20 protein-coding genes are annotated in these 23013 nt (G+C 44.8%); 19 read left to right on the forward strand and 1 reads right to left on the reverse strand.

Annotated features, from left to right (window positions below; genetic code table 11):
• The first annotated feature begins 1 nt into the window (after position 1).
• The 14 genes from DXA54_RS04245 (at position 2) to DXA54_RS04310 (ending at position 18615) form a co-directional block, all read left to right on the forward strand.
• A complete protein-coding gene (locus DXA54_RS04245; protein WP_120079007.1) occupies positions 2-1366 on the forward strand; it encodes a BACON domain-containing protein in 1365 nt (454 codons plus the stop codon).
• A gap of 5 nt (positions 1367-1371) precedes the next feature.
• The gene (locus DXA54_RS04250; RefSeq protein WP_120079008.1) at positions 1372-4458 is read left to right on the forward strand and encodes a SusC/RagA family TonB-linked outer membrane protein; all 3087 of its coding nucleotides are present in this window, start codon (positions 1372-1374) and stop codon (positions 4456-4458) included.
• Between the two features lie 24 nt (positions 4459-4482).
• The gene (locus DXA54_RS04255) at positions 4483-6222 is read left to right on the forward strand and encodes a RagB/SusD family nutrient uptake outer membrane protein (RefSeq protein WP_004325064.1); all 1740 of its coding nucleotides are present in this window, start codon (positions 4483-4485) and stop codon (positions 6220-6222) included.
• A 21-nt stretch (positions 6223-6243) separates the two neighbouring features.
• Positions 6244-7197 (forward strand): DUF6772 family protein, encoded by a 954-nt coding sequence (locus DXA54_RS04260; RefSeq protein ID WP_004304775.1) that lies wholly within the window; start codon positions 6244-6246, stop codon positions 7195-7197.
• 17 nt (positions 7198-7214) lie between these two features.
• Positions 7215-7544 (forward strand): hypothetical protein, encoded by a 330-nt coding sequence (locus tag DXA54_RS04265; RefSeq protein WP_004313403.1) that lies wholly within the window; start codon positions 7215-7217, stop codon positions 7542-7544.
• On the forward strand, positions 7532-8908 hold the full coding sequence (locus tag DXA54_RS04270; RefSeq protein WP_120079009.1) for a ComEC/Rec2 family competence protein: 1377 nt from the start codon (positions 7532-7534) through the stop codon (positions 8906-8908). The genes DXA54_RS04265 and DXA54_RS04270 overlap by 13 nt, the downstream gene beginning before the upstream one ends.
• Positions 8908-9942 (forward strand): FAD-dependent oxidoreductase, encoded by a 1035-nt coding sequence (locus DXA54_RS04275; protein ID WP_120079010.1) that lies wholly within the window; start codon positions 8908-8910, stop codon positions 9940-9942. Before DXA54_RS04270 ends, DXA54_RS04275 begins: the two co-directional genes overlap by 1 nt.
• A 40-nt stretch (positions 9943-9982) precedes the next feature.
• On the forward strand, positions 9983-12223 hold the full coding sequence (locus DXA54_RS04280; protein WP_120079011.1) for a histidine-type phosphatase: 2241 nt from the start codon (positions 9983-9985) through the stop codon (positions 12221-12223).
• Positions 12210-13532, forward strand: coding sequence for a mannitol dehydrogenase family protein (locus DXA54_RS04285; protein ID WP_120079012.1), 1323 nt, complete (start codon positions 12210-12212; stop codon positions 13530-13532). Before DXA54_RS04280 ends, DXA54_RS04285 begins: the two co-directional genes overlap by 14 nt.
• A 21-nt stretch (positions 13533-13553) precedes the next feature.
• Positions 13554-14639 carry an SGNH/GDSL hydrolase family protein gene (locus tag DXA54_RS04290; protein WP_008651160.1) on the forward strand — a complete coding sequence of 362 codons (1086 nt, stop codon included), beginning with the start codon at positions 13554-13556 and terminating at the stop codon, positions 14637-14639.
• A complete protein-coding gene (locus DXA54_RS04295) occupies positions 14636-15664 on the forward strand; it encodes a zinc-dependent alcohol dehydrogenase (RefSeq protein ID WP_008651161.1) in 1029 nt (342 codons plus the stop codon). Before DXA54_RS04290 ends, DXA54_RS04295 begins: the two co-directional genes overlap by 4 nt.
• A gap of 4 nt (positions 15665-15668) precedes the next feature.
• A complete protein-coding gene (locus DXA54_RS04300; RefSeq protein ID WP_008651163.1) occupies positions 15669-16535 on the forward strand; it encodes a carbohydrate kinase family protein in 867 nt (288 codons plus the stop codon).
• 203 nt (positions 16536-16738) lie between these two features.
• A complete protein-coding gene (locus DXA54_RS04305; protein ID WP_008651164.1) occupies positions 16739-18025 on the forward strand; it encodes a Fic family protein in 1287 nt (428 codons plus the stop codon).
• A gap of 23 nt (positions 18026-18048) precedes the next feature.
• Entirely contained in the window at positions 18049-18615 is a 567-nt protein-coding gene (locus DXA54_RS04310) for a nucleosidase (protein ID WP_120079013.1), read from the forward strand.
• Here the strand turns inward: DXA54_RS04310 and DXA54_RS04315 are convergent.
• A complete protein-coding gene (locus tag DXA54_RS04315; protein ID WP_008651167.1) occupies positions 18585-18944 on the reverse strand; it encodes a YbaN family protein in 360 nt (119 codons plus the stop codon). The two genes, DXA54_RS04310 and DXA54_RS04315, sit on opposite strands and share 31 nt — an antisense overlap.
• Positions 18945-19073: 129 nt before the next feature.
• On the opposite strand from DXA54_RS04315, the gene DXA54_RS04320 reads away from it, so the two are divergent.
• The 5 genes from DXA54_RS04320 to DXA54_RS04340 are packed head-to-tail and all read left to right on the forward strand — an operon-like array spanning position 19074 to position 22749.
• Complete coding sequence (locus DXA54_RS04320; RefSeq protein WP_120079014.1) at positions 19074-19430, forward strand: 6-pyruvoyl trahydropterin synthase family protein; 357 nt, start codon at positions 19074-19076, stop codon at positions 19428-19430.
• Positions 19431-19451: 21 nt separating this feature from the next.
• Positions 19452-19997, forward strand: a complete 546-nt coding sequence (locus tag DXA54_RS04325) for a 7-carboxy-7-deazaguanine synthase QueE (RefSeq protein ID WP_120079047.1) — start codon at positions 19452-19454, stop codon at positions 19995-19997.
• 51 nt (positions 19998-20048) lie between these two features.
• Positions 20049-20789, forward strand: a complete 741-nt coding sequence (locus DXA54_RS04330; RefSeq protein WP_004320696.1) for a (Fe-S)-binding protein — start codon at positions 20049-20051, stop codon at positions 20787-20789.
• Positions 20786-22171 (forward strand): lactate utilization protein B, encoded by a 1386-nt coding sequence (locus tag DXA54_RS04335; protein WP_004304790.1) that lies wholly within the window; start codon positions 20786-20788, stop codon positions 22169-22171. The genes DXA54_RS04330 and DXA54_RS04335 overlap by 4 nt, the downstream gene beginning before the upstream one ends.
• A complete protein-coding gene (locus tag DXA54_RS04340) occupies positions 22168-22749 on the forward strand; it encodes a lactate utilization protein C (protein ID WP_120079015.1) in 582 nt (193 codons plus the stop codon). Before DXA54_RS04335 ends, DXA54_RS04340 begins: the two co-directional genes overlap by 4 nt.
• Positions 22750-23013: the final 264 nt, after the last annotated feature.

Genomic DNA, 23013 nt, shown 5'->3' on the forward strand with positions numbered 1-23013 from the left:
AATGAATCTAAAGATGTTATTGTTTGCAAGTGTGTCGCTTGTGCTTTTTGCATCTTGTCATAACTCGGATGATCCGTATATGACACTCGCGACAAAGACACTTGATGTAGAAGCAGAAGGTGGGCTTTTCACTGTTGACCTTTCATCTAATGTCTATTACAGAGTCAATAACGATTGTCAGACTGATGGAAGCGATAGCCATTGGGCAGTTGTTGATTCGCATGAGACACAAGGTGAGATTACTAAGTTTACAATCAAAGTCTCTGAAAATTCATCGACTAGTTCACGTGTCGGTGCCATTCGTTTCATTGGCGATGATGTAACTCCTCTAAAGCTGGTTATTACCCAAAAGATGATTGTTCCGAAAGGTATCAGTCCCATCACCGAATCGATTGACGCAACTACAACAGAATCTTCGTTCAAAGTCTTTGGAGATAAGGAGTGGAAGGCTGTATGTGCAGATGCGGATGTGACCGTTTCTCCTGCAAATGGGGTAGGTGAATGTGATATTAAACTTACTTTCCCGGAGAACAAGACATTTACCAAAAGGACAATTAAAGTAACGGTAACCATCCAGGATGATACAGACTATACCTATACTCTTGTACAAGATGCTTTCTCGGGCATTTTGGCTGATTGGGACTTGAATAGTTTAACTGATAATACGAACGGAACATTTGCTGATGATGAGGCACAATCGATATTTCCTGGAACCAATGGCAAGTCTATTGCTCCAAGTGCCGGAAGTGGTAAGATTGAGTATTGGGCGTGTGACCGGACGGATTATGTAGTGCAGAATGCCATATGTGAGCGTGCAGTGGGTGGTAATGGTGACCCGTATGTGTCAGGAGCCGTTCCCGGTGATTATTGGTATGTCTATGGGGATATGAAAGGTACGACCATTCCTGCCGGTACCAAGATACACTTCTATTTTGTGACCAAATTAGGAACGATGTGTTCCAACTACTGGATGATCGAGTTCAAGGATGGAGAAGAATGGAAACCGGCTCTTCCGACTTCGACTCTTCAGGAAAGTGCGACAGAGACACTGTCGGGTGCACCTATCAATTATTCGGCAACTATTACCTATAATTTTGCGGGAATGTTGCTCGATAACAAAAATAATGGCGCATATATCCCTGCCGAAGGAATATTTACCACGACTAAGGATATGGATGAGATTGTGTTACGGTTTGGACAGGCTGGTCGTTTATGTCTTAGCGGTGCCAAATATGCTGGGAAGTATATCGATTACACACACGCAAGCGGCCAGACACGTTTTTCAGCGCAACATCCGAGTAACCCTGAAACAGGTGCGGCAATCAAAGAGTATAACCAACATGTATTGCTTGAAATCGTAGAATAAATAGTATGAAAAAAAGTATATTAAGCCTGTTATTGGCATGTTTCCTGCAAATCAATCTGGCTTTTGCACAGAATGTAATGAAGGGTGTCGTTAGCGATGCCAATGGTCCTCTTGTCGGAGTGGTGATCCACGATAAAGACAATGCAAAAGGTACTACCTCCGATATGTCGGGAAAGTATGCGCTCAATGGCGCTGAATCAGGCCATACAATAGAATTCCGTTATCTTGGTTATGTGACCGAGACTGTGGTATGGGATGGTAAAAGTGTAGTAAATATAAAACTTAAAGAGGATGCTGTACAACTTGAAGAGACGGTTGTTATCGGCTATGGATCTGTAAAGAAGAAAGATCTTACAGGTGCGGTCGGTGTAATCAACAGTTCGCTTATTGAGAAACAGAGTACGTCTCAACTTTCACAATCTTTGCAAGGACTGATTCCGGGACTGACGGTTACCCGTTCGAGCAGTATGCCGGGAGCGAGTGCTACGGTTCAGGTGCGTGGTGTGACAACAATGTCTGATTCGAGTCCGCTTATCCTTGTCGATGGTATGATGGTCAGTAGCCTCGATAATATAGCAAGCGAAGACGTACAGCAGATTACTGTACTTAAAGATGCGGCTTCTGCATCCATCTATGGTGCTCGCGCTGCTGCCGGGGTTATCTTGATAACAACCAAGGAGGCAACCGAGGGACAGCTTTCGATCGGTTATAACGGAGAGGTTTCGTTGTCTTCTCCTACCGAATTTCCGAAATTCCTGACCGATCCTTATCACTACATGACAATGTATAATGAATGGTCGTGGAACGATGCCGGTAATCCTGCAGGAGGCGAGTTTGCCAACTATTCACAGGACTACATCGACAACTATGCTACCAACAACAGATATGATCCCATTCAATATCCTATCTATGATTGGAAAGACGCTATTCTTTCGAATACCGCTATGCGCCATAAGCACAATTTGACCATGACGTATGGTAACAAGGTAATCAAGAGCCACACTTCCGCTACCTACGAAAATGCCGACGCTATCTATAAAGGTTCAAACCACGAAAGAATCTCTATCCGTTCGCGTAATAATCTGAAGATTAGTGATAAACTCTCCGGTTCTATCGATTTCTCGGTACGTTATGCCACGAAAAATGACCCGACTTCCGGTAGTCCGATTCGTGCAGCTTATATGTATCCTTCCATTTATTTAGGGCTTTATCCGGACGGTCGTGTAGGTCCCGGTAAAGACGGCAGTCTTAGCAATACGCTTGCCGCCTTATTGGAAGGCGGAGAGAAGAAGACCGTATCCAACACAATGACCGGTAAATTCTCGTTGAGCTATAAGCCTATAAAAGATTTGACCCTTACTGCCAATCTGACTCCTACCGTCGGAACTGTTTCGATCAAGGAGATGAAGAAAGCCATACCTGTTTACGATGCATACGAAACCGATGTTATGCTGGGATATGTTTCGGGATATACTTCCAATTCGCTAAGTGAAGAACGCCGTAACATCAAATCATTGGAGAAACAATTCATCGCTACATACGACAAGACCTTCAGCAAGGTACATAACTTCAATGCCATGGTCGGTTATGAAGATTATAGTTATACGTATGAAACGATGTCGGGATCGACCAACGATATGTCTTTGTCTTCTTTCCCTTATCTTGATTTGGCGAACAAGAATGCTCTTGCCGTAGCCGGCAATTCTTATCAGAATGCATACCGTTCATTTTTTGGCCGTGTCATGTATAATTACGACAGCCGCTACTACCTCCAGCTCAATGCTCGTGAAGACGGATCTTCACGTTTTCACAAGGATCACCGTTGGGGATTCTTCCCGTCCGCATCGGTGGGTTGGGTCATCTCTAACGAGAAGTTCATGCAAAACATAACCCCGATAAACTATCTGAAGTTCCGTGCCTCTATCGGTACGCTCGGTAACGAGCGGATTGGAAATTATCCTTATCAGACATACATTTCGTTCAATAATGCCATTATGTATGACAGTGCAGGTTCTACGCCCCAATCTTCGATGTCTGCCGCTCAACAGGATTATGCGTATGAGAATATCCATTGGGAGAAAACACAGAGCTGGGATATAGGTGTGGATGCCGCTTTCTTTAACAATCGTCTTGACTTTAGCGCAGACTATTATTATAAGAAGACAACAGATATGCTCTTGTCAGTGGCAATCCCCTCGTTTACAGGTTATTCGGCACCTGACAGGAATGTAGGTAAAATGCATACCCGCGGTTGGGAAGTGAAACTCGGCTGGTCTGACCGTATCGGAGATGTAAGTTATGCGGTAAGTTTTAATATCTCTGATTACAAGTCTATAATAGATAATCTTAATGGCAAGCAGCAGTTTAACAGCGATGGTACCATTATTACTGAAGGCGCAGAATATAACTCCTGGTACGGATATAAGACTGCAGGTTTGTTCCAGACTGCAGAGGAAGTCAGTGAAAGCCCTCTGCTTTCGGCTTCTACCAAACCGGGTGATGTGAAATATGTAGATGTCAGCGGTCCGGACGGCACTCCTGATGGAATTATCAATGAGACATACGACCGCGTAGTGCTTGGCAGCTCATTGCCACACTATCTATATGGAGGTTCTATTAGTTTGGGCTGGAAAGGTCTCTCTTTCTCCCTACTCTTCAATGGTGTCGGGAAACAACTTTCACGCCTCACCGAAAGTATGATTCGCCCCATGCAGGGACAATGGCTTCCGGCTCCGTCAGTCCTTCTGAACGACAATGGCAGCCGTAATTATTGGAGTGTGTACAACACTGCAGAACAGAACGCGGCAGCCAGCTATCCCCGTTTGAGTCATCAGGGCGGTGAATACAACAACTACAAAATGTCGGATTACTGGCTCAAGAGTAGTGCCTATATGCGTATAAAGAATATCAACGTTGGCTATACAGTTCCTAAAAAAATCGTCTCTAAAGTCGGAATCAAGGGACTTCGGGTGTACGTCAATATTGATGATCCATACTGCTTTGATAGTTATCTTTCGGGATGGGACCCTGAAGCAGGTGCTTCTACCTATATCACACGCACTTATACATTTGGAGTGGATATCAAATTCTAATGGAGTATGAAAAAATTACATAATATGAAAAAAATACATGTATTGATTTGCATGATAGCTCTTCTATCTGTAACTTCTTGTGTGAACCTCGATCTGAATCCTCCTTCAGCTGCATCCAGCGAAAACTGGTTCTCGTCACCGGAGGAAGTTCGAATCTCGTTGAACGATTTTTATCGCAGTACTTTCTTTGTTATAGAAGAAGGTTGGACGCTGGACCGTAATACGGATGACTGGGCACAACGAACCAACATTTATACCATTGCGGCAGGTTCATTGAATGCGTCTTCTACAAGTAATCCTAACATCAAGACTGTTTGGAGTTACACGTATAAGAACATTAGTCGTGCCAACCGGATTTTGGAGGCACTCGACAAACTTGAAGGCAAATATTCCACCACTGAACTGAATACGCTTCGTGCCGAAGCCCGTTTTTTCAGAGCATTTGCTTATTCACGTTTGATTACTCTTTGGGGAGATGTTCCTTTCTACGTGACTTCGATTACTCCGGAGGAAGCATTTGAGATGGGGCGTACCGACAAAGCTGTCGTTCTGAAACAAATTTATGAAGATTATGACTATGCCGCAGAAAATTTGCCGGCCGCAAATAATAATAGCGGCGCCACCCGTGTGGACAAAGGAACGGCTTATGCTTACAAGGCGCGTACCGCTCTCTATCAACACGACTACGGGACTGCCGCAAAGGCTGCGCAAGATTGTATGGATCTGGAAGTATATGACTTGGCCCCTGATTATGGAGAACTTTTCCGCGACAAGACAAGAGGAAGCAAAGAAGTTATTTTCTCTGTTGCTCACTCAAGCGACCTTGAATTGGATGAAAACGGTAAACCTACTACACAGGCTATCGGTTCCTTTATTGCCCGTTCGGCAGGCGGTACACATAATGCACAACCTTCGTGGGAACTTCTTGCTGTCTACGAAATGACGAATGGCAAGACGATTGATGAACCGGGCAGCGGTTTTGATCCTCACGATCCATTTGCCAACCGCGATCCCCGTTGCCTGGAAACGTTTGCTGCTCCCGGCAGCCGTATCTATGGTATTGAGTGGAATCCTGCGCCAAACGCACTCGAAATAATGGACTATACGCAAAATCGTATGATTACAAATAAAGATTCCAAAGGCGGTTCGGATGCTTCCAACTGTGCTTACAATGGTTGTTGCCTGCGCAAAGGCGCGCAAGAATCATGGCGTACTACTTTGTATAACGACAACCCTGTTATTCTCATGCGTTATGCCGATGTCTTGTTGATGTATGCCGAAGCTAAGATTGAACTGGGGGAGATTGACGCTACTGTCCTTGCTTGCATCAACGATGTCCGTGCCCGTGCTTATGGCACCACCCGTACACAAACCAACGACTATCCGTCCATCACGACAACCGATCAGACGGCATTGCGCAAAGTGCTCCGTCGTGAGCGTCGTGTGGAGTTTGCATGGGAAAATCTGCGCTATTTCGACTTGCTTCGTTGGCATCAGTTTGAGAATGCTTTCGGACACAATATGTACGGATTTACCCGTACAGCCAACAGGGCAAAGGAATACTTTGCGGCAGGCAACTGGTTTTGGCCGGAGACTCCGACATTTGACAAAGACGGATTTCCTTCTTTTGAAGCGATGGCCGACGGAACCTATATCGTCCAGCATGGTGAACGTAAGTATGATGAGAAGATTTATTTATGGCCGTTGCCAAGTGATGATGTATTGATAATGAATGGCAAACTTGTTCAAAATCCAGGGTACTAACTTTATTAAATAAATGATATTATGAGCATTGGAGAAATTTTATTGCGCAGTCGCTATCAACCATTGAAAAGGGTGTTGAGCTATGATGTATTCAACACCGGCTTTAACGGTTGGATGACATTGATGCCTAACTTTACGGAATATCCCGATTTTGATGTTCCCAAGACATTGGTCAATAAAGACCAGTGGCCACCGGTCATGCTTAGTTCCGCTACTTTCAGGTATCCGGGCACTCACGGGGCAATGTCCGGCACTTACTCTCTTAAACTTTCGACAAGACCTGTTGCCGCTCCTTATACGGAGATTCCGGCGGAAGGTTGTCTGGGACATGCCATTAAGCGGCTTTCGTTCTCTCGTCCGGGTTGCAAATATTTGCAGATAGAATGTTGGTTTACATACACGGCGGAGCAGGATGTGGTGGATGGCGGTGACCGTCCGCAACCGGGTTTGCATGAGAGTTCTATCCGCGATTTTGGTATGGGATTCGATGTACAGGAGGGTGGAAAACGTTACCATGTAGGAATTCGCTATCTCAATGCAGTAGATGGCAAATTAATGCAGAAGTGGCAGTATGAACATTCCAATGAAGACATAACCGACCGCGATTGGGCTTATGGACTTGACGGAGACTGGTGTAAGAGGGGAGTCGATCCCTGGTGGTTCGGCCGCCGTTATCCTAATGGCGACCACGATGGATTCAAAGATTTGAAAGATGGTCATCAGAAACTCATTTACAATGAGACCGACTGTAAACTCAATTGGCAATACATGCGTCTGAAACTTGACACAGAGCTTCGTGAATATGTAGAGTTCCAATGTCAGGACAAAATTTGGGATATGCGTGGCATTGCAGCTGATACCGTTGACGGATATGGACGCATCGACAATCTTATCAATCCTCTTTTCTGGGTGGGTACTGATACCAATCGTCGTGTATTCTTTTATATAGATTCTGTTGTTGTTTCACAAGAATAAAAGGAGGAATGTAATATATGAAAATGTTTAATGATTCCCATCTTGAGGTAAAGAAGTTCTTTAAAGGTACTTTCTTCACTCATCCTTACGAGGCTGGTTGGGCAGATGAGGCTATATTTTTTGTTATGGTTGAGAAAATAGAAGGAGATCCCGTATTCGAAGGTCGTGTACAACTATCGCAAGACGGTATACATTGGGCTGACGACGGTAGTGATCCTGTAATCTTCAAAGGACTTGGCCAACATATTATAAAGGTAAATTCAAATTTTGGTAATTATATTCGTCTTGCCGTCAGCATTGAAGGCGGAGAGATGTTTTTAAATCTTCATATAGCATGCAAAGGTTAATATTTATATTTAGTCTGTTCATCCTTGCGATTGTAGGATGCAGCTCCAATGAGTCTCACTCATTTTTGATTCGTCCGGATGGAGGTGGGGAAGATGCTGCCACTGAAATAGAGGTAGGTAAGACGATTCCTGCCTGGCAGGAGGGGGTGATGGATATTCATTTCATCAATACGACTACCGGTGAAAGCATGTTTGTAATATTCCCGGATGGTACGCAAATGCTTATTGATGCCGCAAGTTCGAGTGTTACGACCAACTCTAATAGTAATACGACCAACACCGGTATCCGTAGTCGTTGGGATCCGACTCTGACTTCTACCCGTGGTTCACAGATTATAACTGATTACATTCGTAAGTGTATGGTATGGACAGGTAACAGTACGATTGATTATGCCGTACTTACACACTTCCATAATGACCACTTCGGCGGTTATACTTCTTCCTTGCCGAAATCTTCCAACTCCGACACTTATTCGTTAATAGGTTTTGCCGATATTTTCGACAATTTCAAGATTGGTACGCTTCTCGATCGTGGCTATCCCGATTATAACTATCCGTTCAATATGGCGACAATGGCAGACAATGCTCCAAGTTGTAATAACTATATCAATGCAGTGAAATGGCATGTCGCCAATCAAAAGTTCGATGCTGCGATATTCAAAGCAGGGGCGAATGATCAGATCGTTCAGAAGTATAATCCTGCAAAGTATCCTACTGCAAAGGTGCAAAACGTGGCAGTGAATGGAGAGATCTGGACAGGTTCGGGCACTACCACAAAGAAGACATTCCCTGAACTCTCGGAGATTACATACGAAAACAGTAAGAACATTACCTCCAGTGACAATTGTCCGCCGGAGAATATAACCAGTTGTGTGATGAAAGTTTCGTATGGCAACTTTGATTTCTTTGCCGGTGGTGACCTTCAGTATAACGGACGTTCGAGTCATGCGTGGAAAGATGCCGAACTGCCCTGTGCAAAAGCAGTGGGTCAGGTGGAACTATTGAAAGCTAACCATCACGGTGTAACCAACACCAATCAGGTAGATGCTCTGAAAGCACTCAATCCACAAACGATTGTTGTCAATTCGTGGGTAGATTGTCATCCTCGTACCGATATACTGAATTCGATGGAGACAACACTCCCTGCGTGTGACATGTTTATCACTAACTTCTGGCAAGGCGATCGCCCCAGCGGAGTAGACGACCGGGTTACGGCGGAAGAGGCTGCGAGAGTAAAGGGATATGATGGACATATTGTAGTTCGTGTGACCGATGGGGGAAACAAATACAGAGTTGTGACAATCACAGATTCTGACGGGGCAATGACTGTTAAGACTATTTCCGGTCCATATACAAGCAGATAATGAATACAAAATATTATGATGTAATAGTAGCAGGTGCAGGTCCTGCCGGGATATGTGCGGCTGTAGCCGCCGCCCGGCAAGGAGCACGTGTTGCTCTTATCGAAAGATACGGAGTCATCGGAGGTAACCTGACCGCCGGGTATGTCGGCCCTATTCTCGGTAGTGTAAGCAAGAACACGATTGACTGTACCGGTGATGCCATAGTATCTTTTCTTGCCGGTGCAAAAATAGAAAAAGGACGTGCTGACGGACTCGTGCAGCCTGTAACCCTTGAATACACTATTGACGGCGTAGATGAATCGAAAGGAATTATCTGTATTGGAGATGTAGACAATGTCCAATTGAATGGCGAGTGTTTTCTTGATTGGTGTAAAAAGAAAGCCGATGAGGGCAAACTTCCCCGGATGCTTGCTGCCGTGCGTTTGCATCCATCGGTCAGACCGGGTTGCCGTCAGGTAAATACGACACAAGTCAATAGGGTGGATATAACTTCGGTAAGCTCTATTTTCACCGCCGATCTTGAACTTAGGCAACAGATACGCCTCCTGACTCAATTCTTGAAAGAAAATTTGCCGGGTTACGAAAATTGTAGAGTGATCGGAAGCGGTACAACAACCGGAGTGCGCGAAAGCCGCAGGGTGATGGGCGACTATGTGATCGATGTTGATGAAATGGCAGAAGGCTGCCGTTTTGCCGATGTGGTGGTACATAAAGCATTGTTCATTGTCGATATACATAATCCTGACGGAGCCGGACAGGCGGAACCGACCATACAATATTGCAAACCATACGATTTGCCGTATCGTTGTTTTCTCCCGTTGGGCTTGGAAGGGCTTTTGGTGGCGGGACGGTGCATATCGGGTACTCACAGAGCTCACGCTTCCTATCGTGTCATGAGTATTTGCATGGCGATGGGAGAGGCTGTTGGCATTGCCGCTGCCATGAGTGCGTCGCAGCATTGTACTCCGCGGGCTCTCGATGTAGGAGAGTTGCAGAAACGGCTTGAGTCGTTAGGCATAGAGCTGTTCGATTAACGTAGAACATAATCATACTTTAAATTTATAGAGCATACTTATGAAAAAGATCTATTTGTCTGTCGTGTGCTTACTGATCTCTATTCCCCTTATCGCCCAGTTGTATGTAGAGCCGGAGAAAGAGGTAGAGTGCTCTGTCTTCCTGGCAAAGGAAGGACGGGGGCGGGCACAGCAAGGACTTGAAATATGGGATGATTACATATTCTCGTGCGAGGATGGAGGACACGTGAATATCTATGATTTCAAAAGTGCCGATCCGAAACCTGTGGCAGGCTTTGAGTTGGCGTCCTCCCATCCGGACAACCATGTAAATAATGTATGCTTTGGCGTCGAGACAAAACGCGGAGCATCGTTTCCTCTCTTGTATATCACAAACGGGAAGGTAGGAAGCGAGTTGGAATGGTTGTGTTTTGTGGAGAGCATCACCCGTCGTGGAAAACGTTTTAGCAGCGAAATCGCACAGACAATTGAACTCGATGGCTCGAAGTGGGCGGAGAAAGGGTATGTCTCCATCTTTGGAGCGCCAAGCTGGCTGGTCGATCGGGAACGGGGCTTTATATGGATATTCTCGGCGCGTAAACGTACTGTGGCGAAGGTGACAAAGCATGCATGGGAAAACCAGTATGTCGCCACCAAATTCCGCATACCATCGTTGAGTGAGGGTGCAAAGGTGCGCCTCGACGAAAATGACATTCTCGATCAGGTGGTGTTCCCCTATGAGGTATGGTTCACACAAGCGGGCTGTATGCATGATGGTAAAATCTATTTTTGCTTCGGAGTTGGGAAACAGGATGACAGCCGTCCTTCCTGCATCCGGGTGTACGATACGGATAGGCGGACAATTACTGCCCGGTACAATGTGCAGGAACAGGTTATTTACGAACCGGAAGATATTGTGGTTAAAGACGGGGTTATGTATGTCAATACCAATACGAATACGAAAAAGACGTCTGATCTTCCTTGCATATTCAAACTCTCTCTTCCGAAAGAAAAGCCGGTGCCCGAAAATCCTCTCGACGAGATACGCAGGGATCCGGAACGTGCGGGCGGCGTGTATTATGTGACCGATCTTTCACATCCGGTTACGCCGGCGCCCAAAGGATATACGCCTTTCTATATAAACGGCTATTTCCGGCACGGAGCGCGTCAGATAGACGATGAGGTGACTTATCCTACCATATACGGCGTATTGGAGAAAGCTCATGCCACAAACAATCTTACCGATTTTGGGAAAGCCCTGTACGAACGTCTTGAACCGTTCAAGAAAAATGTGTTTTACAAAGAAGGCGATCTGACACAAATCGGTTATTATCGTCAGACAAGGGAGATAGGCGGGAGGATGGTACAAAACTATCCGGAAGTATTTGAAGGCCATCCCTATTTGAAGACTAACGCAACGAATGTGCTTCGGGTGGCGGCCACCATGCAATCTGTAAATTCGGGTATTTTGTCGCTACGTCCCGGGCTTGAGTGGGCGGAGATAGACAATTCCCGTTCGTTCCTTACCACACTGAATCCATACGGTAACGTATGTCCCGACAGAAGTCCGCTTGATAAATATATACTTGGTAAGGAAAACAGTTGGTATAAAAAATATCGTTCATATATAGATGAAAAGTTGGATGTGGATGCTTTTTTTACAAGGCTGTTTATAGATGTTACACAAGTAGAAAGTGAGTATGACAAGTACGACCTGATCCATCGTTTCTGGTTAATGGCATCGCTGATGCAATGCCTCGACCGCCAAGTGCCTATATGGGATATTTTTACAGAAGAGGAAATATTGGCTTGGGCAGAAATCGAGAACTATAAGTATTTTGCGCAGAAAGGTCCTGAACCGGTATCTCACGGGCGTAGTTGGGGACTTGCATCCCGCACGTTACGCCATTTGTTAGACGAATCTGCCGAAGATCTGGTTCGTAAGCGTCATGGTATCAATCTCAACTTCGGACACGATGGCGTTCTGATGGCTATCTTGACAAATCTGCAAGCCGGAACGTGGGCGCGGGAGGCTAGTAATTCCAAAGAAGCGTTGCAGAGTTGGAAGTATTGGGATATTCCGATGGGGGCGAACCTTCAGATGATCTTTTACCAATCAAAAGACAATCCGGACGTTTTAGTTAAGTTTATGCTGAATGAAAAAGACCTCCGGTTGCCGTTGGAAGTGGTTGAAGCATCTTATTACAAATGGAATGAGGTTTATAAATTCTATATAGAACATTGCGACAAGGTGGAAAAATCACTTGCCGAAACATTGAAATTATCGTATGAAGACTTTTAATTATAATCGTGCTGAAATAAAGGCCGGAATAGTACATTTCGGTGTTGGAAACTTCCATCGTGCACATCTCGAAGCTTACACAAATTTATTACTTGAAGATCCGTCACAAAGATGCTGGGGGGTATTCGGAGCCATGATTATGCCTACGGACGGGGTCTTGTTCAACGCCCTCAAGAAAGACGACGGCATATATCAGTTGACGACATGCAGCCCTTCCGGCGAACAGGATAGTATGCTGATTGGTTCGCTTGTAGAACTGGCATGGGGGGAAATAGACAGTGAGCCTATCATCGCTAAAATAGCATCGGAGGAGATAAAAATCATCTCTCTCACCATTACCGAAGGGGGATATAAGGTTGATTTTAACCAATCGCGCAGTGTGTTCTGGTATGTAGCCGAAGGACTTAAACGCCGGATGGAGAAAGATTTGCCGATTACGATTCTTTCGTGTGACAACATGCAGATGAACGGCAATGTCGCCAAATGTGCGTTTATGTCATACTTCGAAGCGAAATATCCCGAGGTGGCAGCGTGGGCGAAAAAGAAAGTGACGTTCCCGAATTCGATGGTGGATCGAATCACTCCCGTAACAAAACCGGGTAAGGTTACAGATGTGTGTTGTGAAGACTTTATACAATGGGTGATTGAAGATAATTTCATTGCAGGCCGTCCTGTATGGGAGAAGGTGGGAGTTACATTCACCCATGATGTGACCCCGTATGAAATCATGAAATTAAGTCTTCTCAATGCGTCACATACTCTTCTTTCTTATCCTGCCTATATGGAAGGATTCAGGAAGGTCGATGCTGTAATGGCAGACGAGAGGTATCGTGCGATGATAAAGCTGTTTATGAACAGGGACGTTACTCCTTATGTTCCGGTTCCCGAGGGCGTTGACCTTGAAGCGTATAAAGACCAGCTTATCGAACGATTTTCAAACAAGGCGATCAGCGATCAGGTATCACGGCTTTGCGGCGATGGTATTGCTAAGTTTGCGGTTTATGTGGTACCCATACTCAAACAGATGTTGCAGGATGGAAAGGATATTTCGATAGAGGCTTTCCTGATAGCTGTTTATTGCAAATACCTGATAGGTGCGCGCACCGAGTCCGGTGAAAATATAGCTATCTCCGAACCTCACATCACCCCGGCGGACAGGAAGTTGATTTCGGGAGGATCGCCGGCCGAGTTCTTGAAAATATCACCTTTTGTGTCATTGGAACTGGACAAATATCCTGTGTTTATGGAAAAGTATGAGCAGTTTTATGCTATGCAGGTAGCGGAAGGGTTGAAGGTCTTATTACAGTAAACAACTAAAAAATACAAGGCAATGAAGAAGTTTTTCATAACGGTTGTTCTGTCGCTTTCGTGCGTATTGTCGGTTTCGGCACAAAAACAGACGGAGGCGTCAACGCTTAACCTGATAGGTAAGCCGTTTGAATCGACTCCCAATCCGTATCATAGAGTCGATACATTGGTTTATAAAGGTTTTAACAGGACGGAGAACCGACAACTCCGTTGCTCTGCCGGTATGGCTGTGTTGTTTAAAACGAACACGCGTAATATACAGATTACGACAAAGTGGGGATATGTATATTCGAGCCATTCAACCATGCCGATCTCTTATAAAGGATATGATCTTTATATCAAAAATGCAAACGGTCAATGGCAGTATGCGGCAAGCGGTTCATTGAAAGCGTATAAGGGCGAGAAAACCGAGACATTCACGCTCATTGAGAATATGGATGGTACGATGCACGAATGTATGATGTATATGCCGATGTATTCGGAGGTCATTTCTTGTAAGATAGGGATAGATGACGATGCTGTTATCGAACCGTTGAAGTCCGATTTTCGTCACAGGATAGCGGTATATGGCTCTTCGTTTACGCAGGGAGTGAGCACGGATCGATCCGGTATGAGTTATCCCATGCAATTTATGCGTAATACGGGTCTTCAAGTCGTGTCGCTCGCAACAAGCGGACGTTGTCTGATGCAGCCTTACATGCTCGACGTTCTTGCGGAAGTCAAGGCTGATGCCTTTATATTCGATACTTTTTCAAATCCTGACGCAGAACTGATAAGAGAGCGCCTGATGCCGTTTATCGATCGGCTTATAGCGGCACATCCGGCTACTCCGTTGATATTTCAGCGTACTATCTATCGTGAACGACGTTCATTCGATACAGTTCTTGATGCGAAAGAACGGGCTAAGGCGGCAACCGTAGAGGAGTTGTTTGCGAAAATCCTCACGACCCCGAAATATAAAGACGTTTATCTGATTACGCCTGATGCTTCCGATGCCCATGAGACATCGGTCGACGGAACTCATCCAAGTAGTTATGGATATGCACTTTGGGCGAAGTCAATAGAGACTCCGGTAATAGAAATTTTAAGTAAATATGGTATAAAATGAGACAAGCGGTATTAGTAGAACCAAAACATATTGAATTTCGTGAAGTTGAGGCGCCTAAGGCGTCGGACCTGAAAGAACATCAGGTGCTTCTGAATATTAAGAGAATTGGTATTTGTGGAAGTGAGATACATTCTTATCACGGATGTCATCCGGCAACTTTCTATCCGGTAGTTCAGGGGCATGAATATTCGGCAGTGGTGGTTGCTACGGGGGCGGCGGTTACGATCTGTAAGGCGGGTGACGTTGTCACCGCACGTCCGCAACTCGCGTGTGGGAAGTGCAAGCCTTGTCAGCGGGGAGAGTATAATATTTGTGAAGAGCTAAGAGTGCAAGCTTTTCAGGCAAATGGAGCTGCGCAAGACTTTTTTGTGGTTGATGATGACAGGGTTGCGTTGTTGCCTGAAGGTATGTCACTTGATTATGGGGCTATGATAGAACCGGTGGCAGTAGCTGCGCATGCAACCATGCGTGGCGGGGACTTGAAAGGTAAGAATGTGGTTGTATCGGGTGCCGGAACAATCGGTAACCTCGTGGCGCAGTTCGCTAAGGCAAGAGGAGCCAAACGGGTTCTTATTACCGATGTGAGTGATTTCAGACTTGAAATCGCTCGTAAATGTGGTATAGTAGATACGCTCAATGTAGCTAAGACGCCGCTCAAAGAAGGAGCGAAGAGGCTTTTCGGGGATGAAGATTTTCAAGCTGCGTTTGAGGTTGCCGGAGTTGAGTCGAGTATTCGTTCGCTTATGGAGTGTATCGAAAAAGGGAGTACCATCGTTGTAGTGGCGGTATTTGGCAAGGATCCGTCGCTTGATATGTTCTATTTGGGAGAGCACGAACTGAAGGTGAACGGAACGATGATGTATCGCCATGAAGATTATCTTACGGCTATCGATCAGGTATGTTCGGGAGCCATCCGTCTCGAACCGCTTATTTCGAATCATTTTCCGTTCGAACAGTATGACAAGGCATATAAATTTATAGACGAGAATAGTGCAACATCCATGAAAATAATTATTAAACTATAAAACCATGAAAATAATAGGTATAGGAGAAGTTGTTTGGGATTGCTTCCCGGAAGGTAAGAGACTTGGCGGAGCGCCTATCAATTTCTGTTTTTTTGCGAAGGAATTGGGAGCAGAATCATATCCCGTTACGGCAATAGGTGGCGACGAACTCGGTGATGAAACATTTACGGTGCTTAAAGAGACCGGACTTGATTTAGGATATATTTCCCGTAATATTTTGCCGACAGGTAAAGTGCTTGTGTCGTTGAATGAGGCCGGTGTACCGCAATATGAGATTGTTGAGAATGTTGCTTGGGATGCTATCGAGTGTAGTCCTGCGACCATGAAACTTGTCAGCGATGCAGATGCTGTTTGTTGGGGCTCTTTGGCACAACGAAGTGAAAAGTCACGTGCTGCAATCTTGAGACTCATAGATGCCGTGCCGGATACCTCTTTGAAGGTGTTTGATATTAATATCAGGCAACATTTTTATTCGACAGACTTGATTGTGGAATCCTTGCAAAAAGCAAATGTGCTCAAATTGAATGAAGACGAATTGCCGTTATTGATTTCTCTTCTTTCCCTTTCTACTGATTTTGTGGAAGCTATCGCAGAACTCATTGCTCGTTTCTCGCTCAAATATGTTATATTCACACAGGGGGCAGTACGTAGTGGCATATATGATGCAAGTGGGGAAATTTCATCCATAGATACACCTAAAGTCGAGGTGGCTGATACTGTAGGTGCAGGCGACTCGTTTACTGCTACCTTTGTTGTGAACATACTTAGAGGGGTGTCGGTTGCTGAATCACACCGCAAAGCGGTAGATGTATCGGCATATACTTGTACACAAAGGGGGGCTATTAATCCGTTGCCGGATAGTAAAAAGTAATATTGGGTACTCCACATAAGGAAGTTTCGTACTTGGTTTGAATGATTCTTCAAACCAAGCGTGATGAATATGTCTTGTTTTTATTAAATGCGGTTTAATCTCATTAATTAACCGCAAAATTTGCGGCTTATCATACCTCTTTTAACCGCATTTTTATAGATAACTCCAATTTAATAGTTATTTTTGCAGAAATAACTGATGGTATGTTTATCCATGAAATAGAAAATTGGAGTTCATTCAGATGGAACGCTGAAAGATTGTCAGATGCGATAGCCCTGACAAACAGGGCTATCGGATATCTTGTTGGAAGGTTAAGTACAATTGGATTTGATAGTCAGATGATCGCTACGGTGGAAGCTGTGACGCATGATGTTGTTGCATCTTCAGAAATTGAAGGAGTAACTTTGAATACAGCAGAGGTACGTTCTTCCGTTGCCCGAAAATTAGGTGTGACTGTACCCGATGTGAAAGAACCGACGCATTATATTGATGGAATGGTCGAGATGATGCTTGATGCTATAATGAATTACGAAACTCCGTTAACACATGATAGATTATTCGGATGGCATTCCGCACTTTTCCCAACAGGTAAAAGTGGCTTTTCTGATATTTTAGTGGGAAGTTATCGTACTGAAGCTATGGAGGTTGTTTCCGGTACATTTGGGCGGGAAAGAATACATTATCGTGCTCCCGGGCCGGAACGTGTATATGACGAAATGGATAAATTTCTTTTATGGTTGAATGCCCCCAATATAGCTCCGTCATTATTAAAGTCTGCAATTGCTCATTTCTGGTTTGTATGTATCCATCCGTTTGACGATGGGAATGGTCGTATTGCGAGAGCTATATCAGATATGGTATTATCCCAGACAGATCGCAGTAAATTGCGATTCTTTAGTATGTCTATGCAGATTAATAAGGAAAAGAAGGCTTATTATCGTATGCTGGAACAGGCTCAACGTGGAAATGGTGATATTACAGAATGGTTAGAATGGTATCTGGCTTGTCTTAAACGGGCTATTGATGAATCCAATGGCTTGTTAAGCGGCATATTGAATAAAGCGATTTTTTGGAAAACTCATTCGGGGGGCATTATAACTGAAAGACAACGAATGATCCTCAATATATATCTGAATGGCTATGAAGGAAAACTTACTGCAAAAAATTGGAGCAAGTTGGCCGAAGTTTCATTAGATACAGCTACCAGGGATGTGAAGGATTTAGTGGCAAAGGGAATTCTTTCGCCTATACAGGGGCGTGTCAGGGATGTATCATACACATTAAATTATGTAGAATCAGATACCCGAGTAGCTGACTTTACTGATTCTGTACTGATAAATCGTGATGGAAATGATTATATATCTTCTATGTATAAGAAGCAAAAAACTGTAGAGGAAAGAATTTCTCCATTGGATAAAATGCGTTTTGAACAAAAGGAGATGTCAATCGACGATTTGGTATATAAGTATTTTGCATATCTCATTGGATAATAATTTGTGAAATAAAGAAACCCATGTTGAAAATATTAGTAACCTACGCCGTACAAGGCGAATTTGTAGAACTTAAATGGCCGGATATAGAACCTTACTACGTTCGTACAGGTATTGGTAAAGTTAAATCAGCCTTTCATTTGGCAGAGGCAATCCGTCAGGTACAACCGGACTTGGTGCTCAATATCGGAAGTGCTGGAACAGTCAATCATCAGGTAGGAGATATTTTTGTATGTCGCAAGTTCATAGACCGTGATATGCAGAAAATGAAAGAGTTCGGATTGGAGTGTGAGATCGATTCATCAGCTCTGCTCGAAGAAAAAGGTTATTGCACGCATTGGACGGAACATGGAATCTGCAATACAGGAGATGGCTTCCTTACCGAGTTGACTCACGTTAGCGGAGATGTTGTAGATATGGAAGCATACGCACAAGCATTTGTCTGCCGTTCAAAAGAAATACTGTTTATTTCTGTGAAATACGTGACTGACATAATTGGCCAAAACTCCGTGAAACATTGGGAAGATAAACTTGCCGATGCACGGCAGGGACTATCGCATTACCTTAATGTCTTGAAAGAAAGAATATGATAAGTGACTCCTGCGGCTATCAATCCCAGGAGAATCTTTACCCATATAAAAGGAATCAGGAAGAAAATGCAATAAAGCATCGTTCCCCACATTAATACGAGAGAAATTATTTTGGCACGGAGAGGAATCGCCTTGTTTTCGCGGAAATTGCGGATGTAAGGACCGAAGTGCCGATGGTTGAGCAGCCAGTTATATAATCGGGGTGACCCTTTGAAATAAAGGGCGGCGGTGAGCAATAGAAAAGGGGTAGTGGGCAGTAGCGGCAGAAAGATGCCAAGAATACCGAGCGCAAGGGAAATACTACCTAAAACAATATATAGAGTTTTCATGCGGCAAAGATAGTGCAAAAAAAGGAAAAAAATAACACTATTAGCTGGATGAAAACTCTATTTTATATTACCTTTGCCGTTGCATCGAGGTGACATTAGATGCGTGTAACTATTAAAATACATACACTCATGTTTACAGTAATCAAACGCATGGAGATCTCGGCTTCACATAGGCTGGTACTCCCGTATCGCAGTAAATGCGCCAGTTTACACGGTCACAACTGGATTATCACCGTCTATTGCCGTTCCGCGCGGCTCAACTCCGAAGGAATGGTGGTAGATTTCACCCGCATCAAAGAAGTAGTCACGGAGAAACTCGACCATCAAAATCTCAACGAAGTACTCCCATTTAATCCCACAGCGGAGAATATCGCCCGGTGGGTATGCAAACAGATTCCTCAATGCTATAAAGTAGAAGTGCAGGAATCGGAAGGAAACATAGTCATCTACGAGAAAGATCCCGTCGGCGCAGAAGGACAAGAATAGCAAACCAAACAAATTTTGATGATGAGAAAGATTAATGAAATCTTTTACAGTTTGCAGGGCGAAGGCTACCATACCGGAACTCCGGCTATCTTCGTCCGTTTTTCCGGCTGCAACCTGAAATGTGACTTTTGCGACACACAACACGAAGAAGGAAAAATGATGACCGACGATGAAATTATCGCCGAAGTGAAAAAATATCCTGCCGTCACTGTTGTCCTTACGGGCGGCGAACCTTCCTTATGGATAGACGATGAATTGATCGACCGTTTGCACCAGGCAGGCAAATATGTGACTATCGAAACCAACGGTACACGCCCCCTGCCGGCAACTATCGACTGGGTGACCTGCTCTCCCAAACAAGGGGTGAAACTTGCCATCGACCGGATGGATGAAGTGAAAGTGGTCTATGAAGGACAAGATATAAGTATTTTTGAACTACTTCCGGCCGAACATTTTTTCCTCCAGCCTTGTTCTTGTAATAACACTGCTTCAACAGTGGACTGTGTAATGCGACATCCCAAATGGAGACTCAGCCTGCAAACACACAAATTAATCGACATCCGTTGAACGAAATAGACGGGTGATGCGGAAGAAGCTTAAATTATTACAAAATATAGTATGAAAGTAGGTTTGTTTATTCCTTGTTATATCAATGCTATTTACCCCAATGTGGGAGTGGCATCGTATAGACTATTGAAAAGTTTGGGAGTAGACGTCGATTATCCGTTGGATCAGACCTGTTGCGGACAACCGATGGCAAATGCCGGTTTTGAAGATGAATCGATGAAATTGGCACTCCGTTTTGACGATCTGTTTCGGGAATACGATTACATCGTCGGCCCTTCCGCCAGTTGTGTGGCATTTGTGAAAGAGAATCATCCGGGCATTCTGGAGAAAGAAGGACATGTTTGTCAGAGTGCGGGAAAGATTTATGATATTTGTGAGTTCATTCACGATGTCTTGAAACCTTCCAAAATACCTGCACGCTTTCCTCATAAAGTCAGTATTCACAATAGCTGTCATGGGGTACGCGAACTGTTGATTTCCGCTCCTACTGAACTGAACATCCCTTATTACAATAAATTGCGTGACCTGCTCAATCTGGTAGAAGGCATCGAAGTATTCGAGCCCAGCCATATTGACGAGTGTTGCGGCTTTGGCGGAATGTTTGCGGTGGAAGAGCAGGCAGTCTCCGTCTGCATGGGGCGTGATAAGGTAAAAGACCACATGGCTACCGGAGCCGAGTATATTGTCGGAGCGGACAGTTCCTGCCTGATGCACATGCAAGGTGTCATCAAACGGGAGCATCTGCCTATTCAGATTATCCATATTGTAGAAATTCTAGCGTCGCAATCATGAGTACAAAACATTCAAAGGCTGCCGAAAAGTTCTTGCAGGACAGCAAGATGGCAGCATGGCATAATGAAACCCTTTGGATGGTCCGTGCCAAAAGGGACAAGATGAGCAAGGAAGTTCCCGAATGGGAAGAGTTGCGCAATAAGGCTTGCGAGTTGAAACTATACTCCAACAGCCACCTCGAAGAACTTCTGCTGGAGTTTGAGAAGAATGCTACCGCCAACGGCGCCATCGTACATTGGGCAAAAGATGCCGATGAATACTGCGCCATCGTCTACGAGATACTGAATGAACATAATGTCCACCATTTCATCAAGAGCAAATCCATGCTCGCCGAAGAGTGTGGATTGAATCCTTTCCTGATGGAGCGGGGCATCGATGTTGTAGAGTCCGATTTGGGCGAACGCATCCTGCAACTGATGCATCTCGAACCGAGCCACATCGTACTGCCCGCCATTCACATCAAACGGGAACAGGTAGGCGAACTTTTCGAAAAGGAGATGGGCACGGAAAAGGGAAACTTTGATCCTACCTACCTGACTCATGCCGCACGTAAGAACCTGCGTCATCTCTTCCTCAATGCCGAAGCCGCCATGACAGGCGCCAACTTTGCCGTCGCTTCAACCGGTGACATTGTGGTCTGCACCAATGAAGGAAATGCCGATATGGGTACTTCCTACCCGAAACTGAACATTGCCGCTTTCGGTATGGAAAAGATCGTCCCGGATCTGGACGCGTTAGGCGTGTTCACCCGATTACTCGCCCGTTCGGCCACCGGACAACCGGTGACAACATATACCTCTCATTACCGCCGTCCCCGCGAAGGCGGTGAATACCATATTATCATCGTAGACAATGGCCGGAGTGCCTTACTATCCAAGCCCGACCATATCAAGACATTGAACTGTATTCGTTGTGGTGCGTGCATGAATACCTGTCCGGTGTACCGCCGGAGTGGAGGTTACTCTTATACGTACTTCATCCCCGGACCTATTGGCATCAACTTGGGGATGGCTCACGCTCCGGAGAAATATTATGATAATCTTTCGGCGTGTTCTCTGTGTATGTCCTGTTCCGATGTCTGTCCGGTGAAAGTAGATTTGGCCGAACAAATTTACAAATGGCGTCAGGATTTGGACGGACTGGGGAAAGCCAATACGGGAAAGAAGATCATGTCCGGTGGTATGAAGTTTCTGATGGAGCGTCCGGCATTGTTCAACGCAGCCTTGTGGGCAGCCCCGGTGGTAAATGGCCTGCCCCGTTTCATGAAATACAACGATCTCGACGATTGGGGAAAGGGACGTGAACTGCCGGAATTTGCCAGCGAGTCGTTCAATGAAATGTGGAAGAAAAACAAAGTACAGGGAAAGGAGGAATCCAAATGAGCAGTAGAGAAGATATATTAGCCAGCATCCGCCAGCATACGCAGACGCGTTATGATAAACCGGATATTGCGGATATGAAACGATTGTCATATCCTGACAAGATAGAACAGTTCTGTGCAATCAGCCGTGCGGTGGGTGGTACGGCAGTTGTATTGGGCGAAGGGGAAGATGTGAATGTGGTCATACGCCGGACTTATCCGGACGCCATGCGCATTGCTTCTGTATTGCCGGATATTTCCTGTGCTACGTTCAATCCCGATAATCTGGATGATCCGAAAGAGTTGGACGGCACAGATGTTGCCGTAGTGAAAGGAGAAATCGGAGTGGCCGAAAACGGAGCCATCTGGATACCGCAGACGGTGAAATATAAAGCAATCTATTTTATCTCGGAGAAGTTGGTTATTCTGCTCGACCGGAATAAAATTGTAGATACCATGTATGACGCCTACCGCGAATTGGACGGACAGGAATATCAGTTCGGAACGTTCATCTCCGGTCCGTCAAAGACTGCTGATATTGAGCAGGCTTTGGTGATGGGAGCGCATGGGGCACGGGACGTGTTAGTGATATTAACCTAATGTTTCCCTGTTGATTATTCTAAAATAAATTTGGTTTCAAAACAATGGAGTTTTATATTTGTTAGTACAAACGAAATGGAGACTCTGTTGACGCTGTAAAAACAGAGGCTCTATTGGTAAGAAATAGAGCCTTTGTTTCATATAAACAGAGCTTCCGTTTGATGTAAATAGAGGCTCTGTTTGGATAAAGTCCGGCTTCCATCGGATGTAATAGAGTCTTTGGGAGAATATAGTAGAATCTCCTTTGATGTAAATTGAATATCT

It is taken from the genome of Bacteroides sp. OF03-11BH, from assembly GCF_003604005.1.
Classification (GTDB): Bacteria; Bacteroidota; Bacteroidia; order Bacteroidales; family Bacteroidaceae; genus Bacteroides; species Bacteroides ovatus.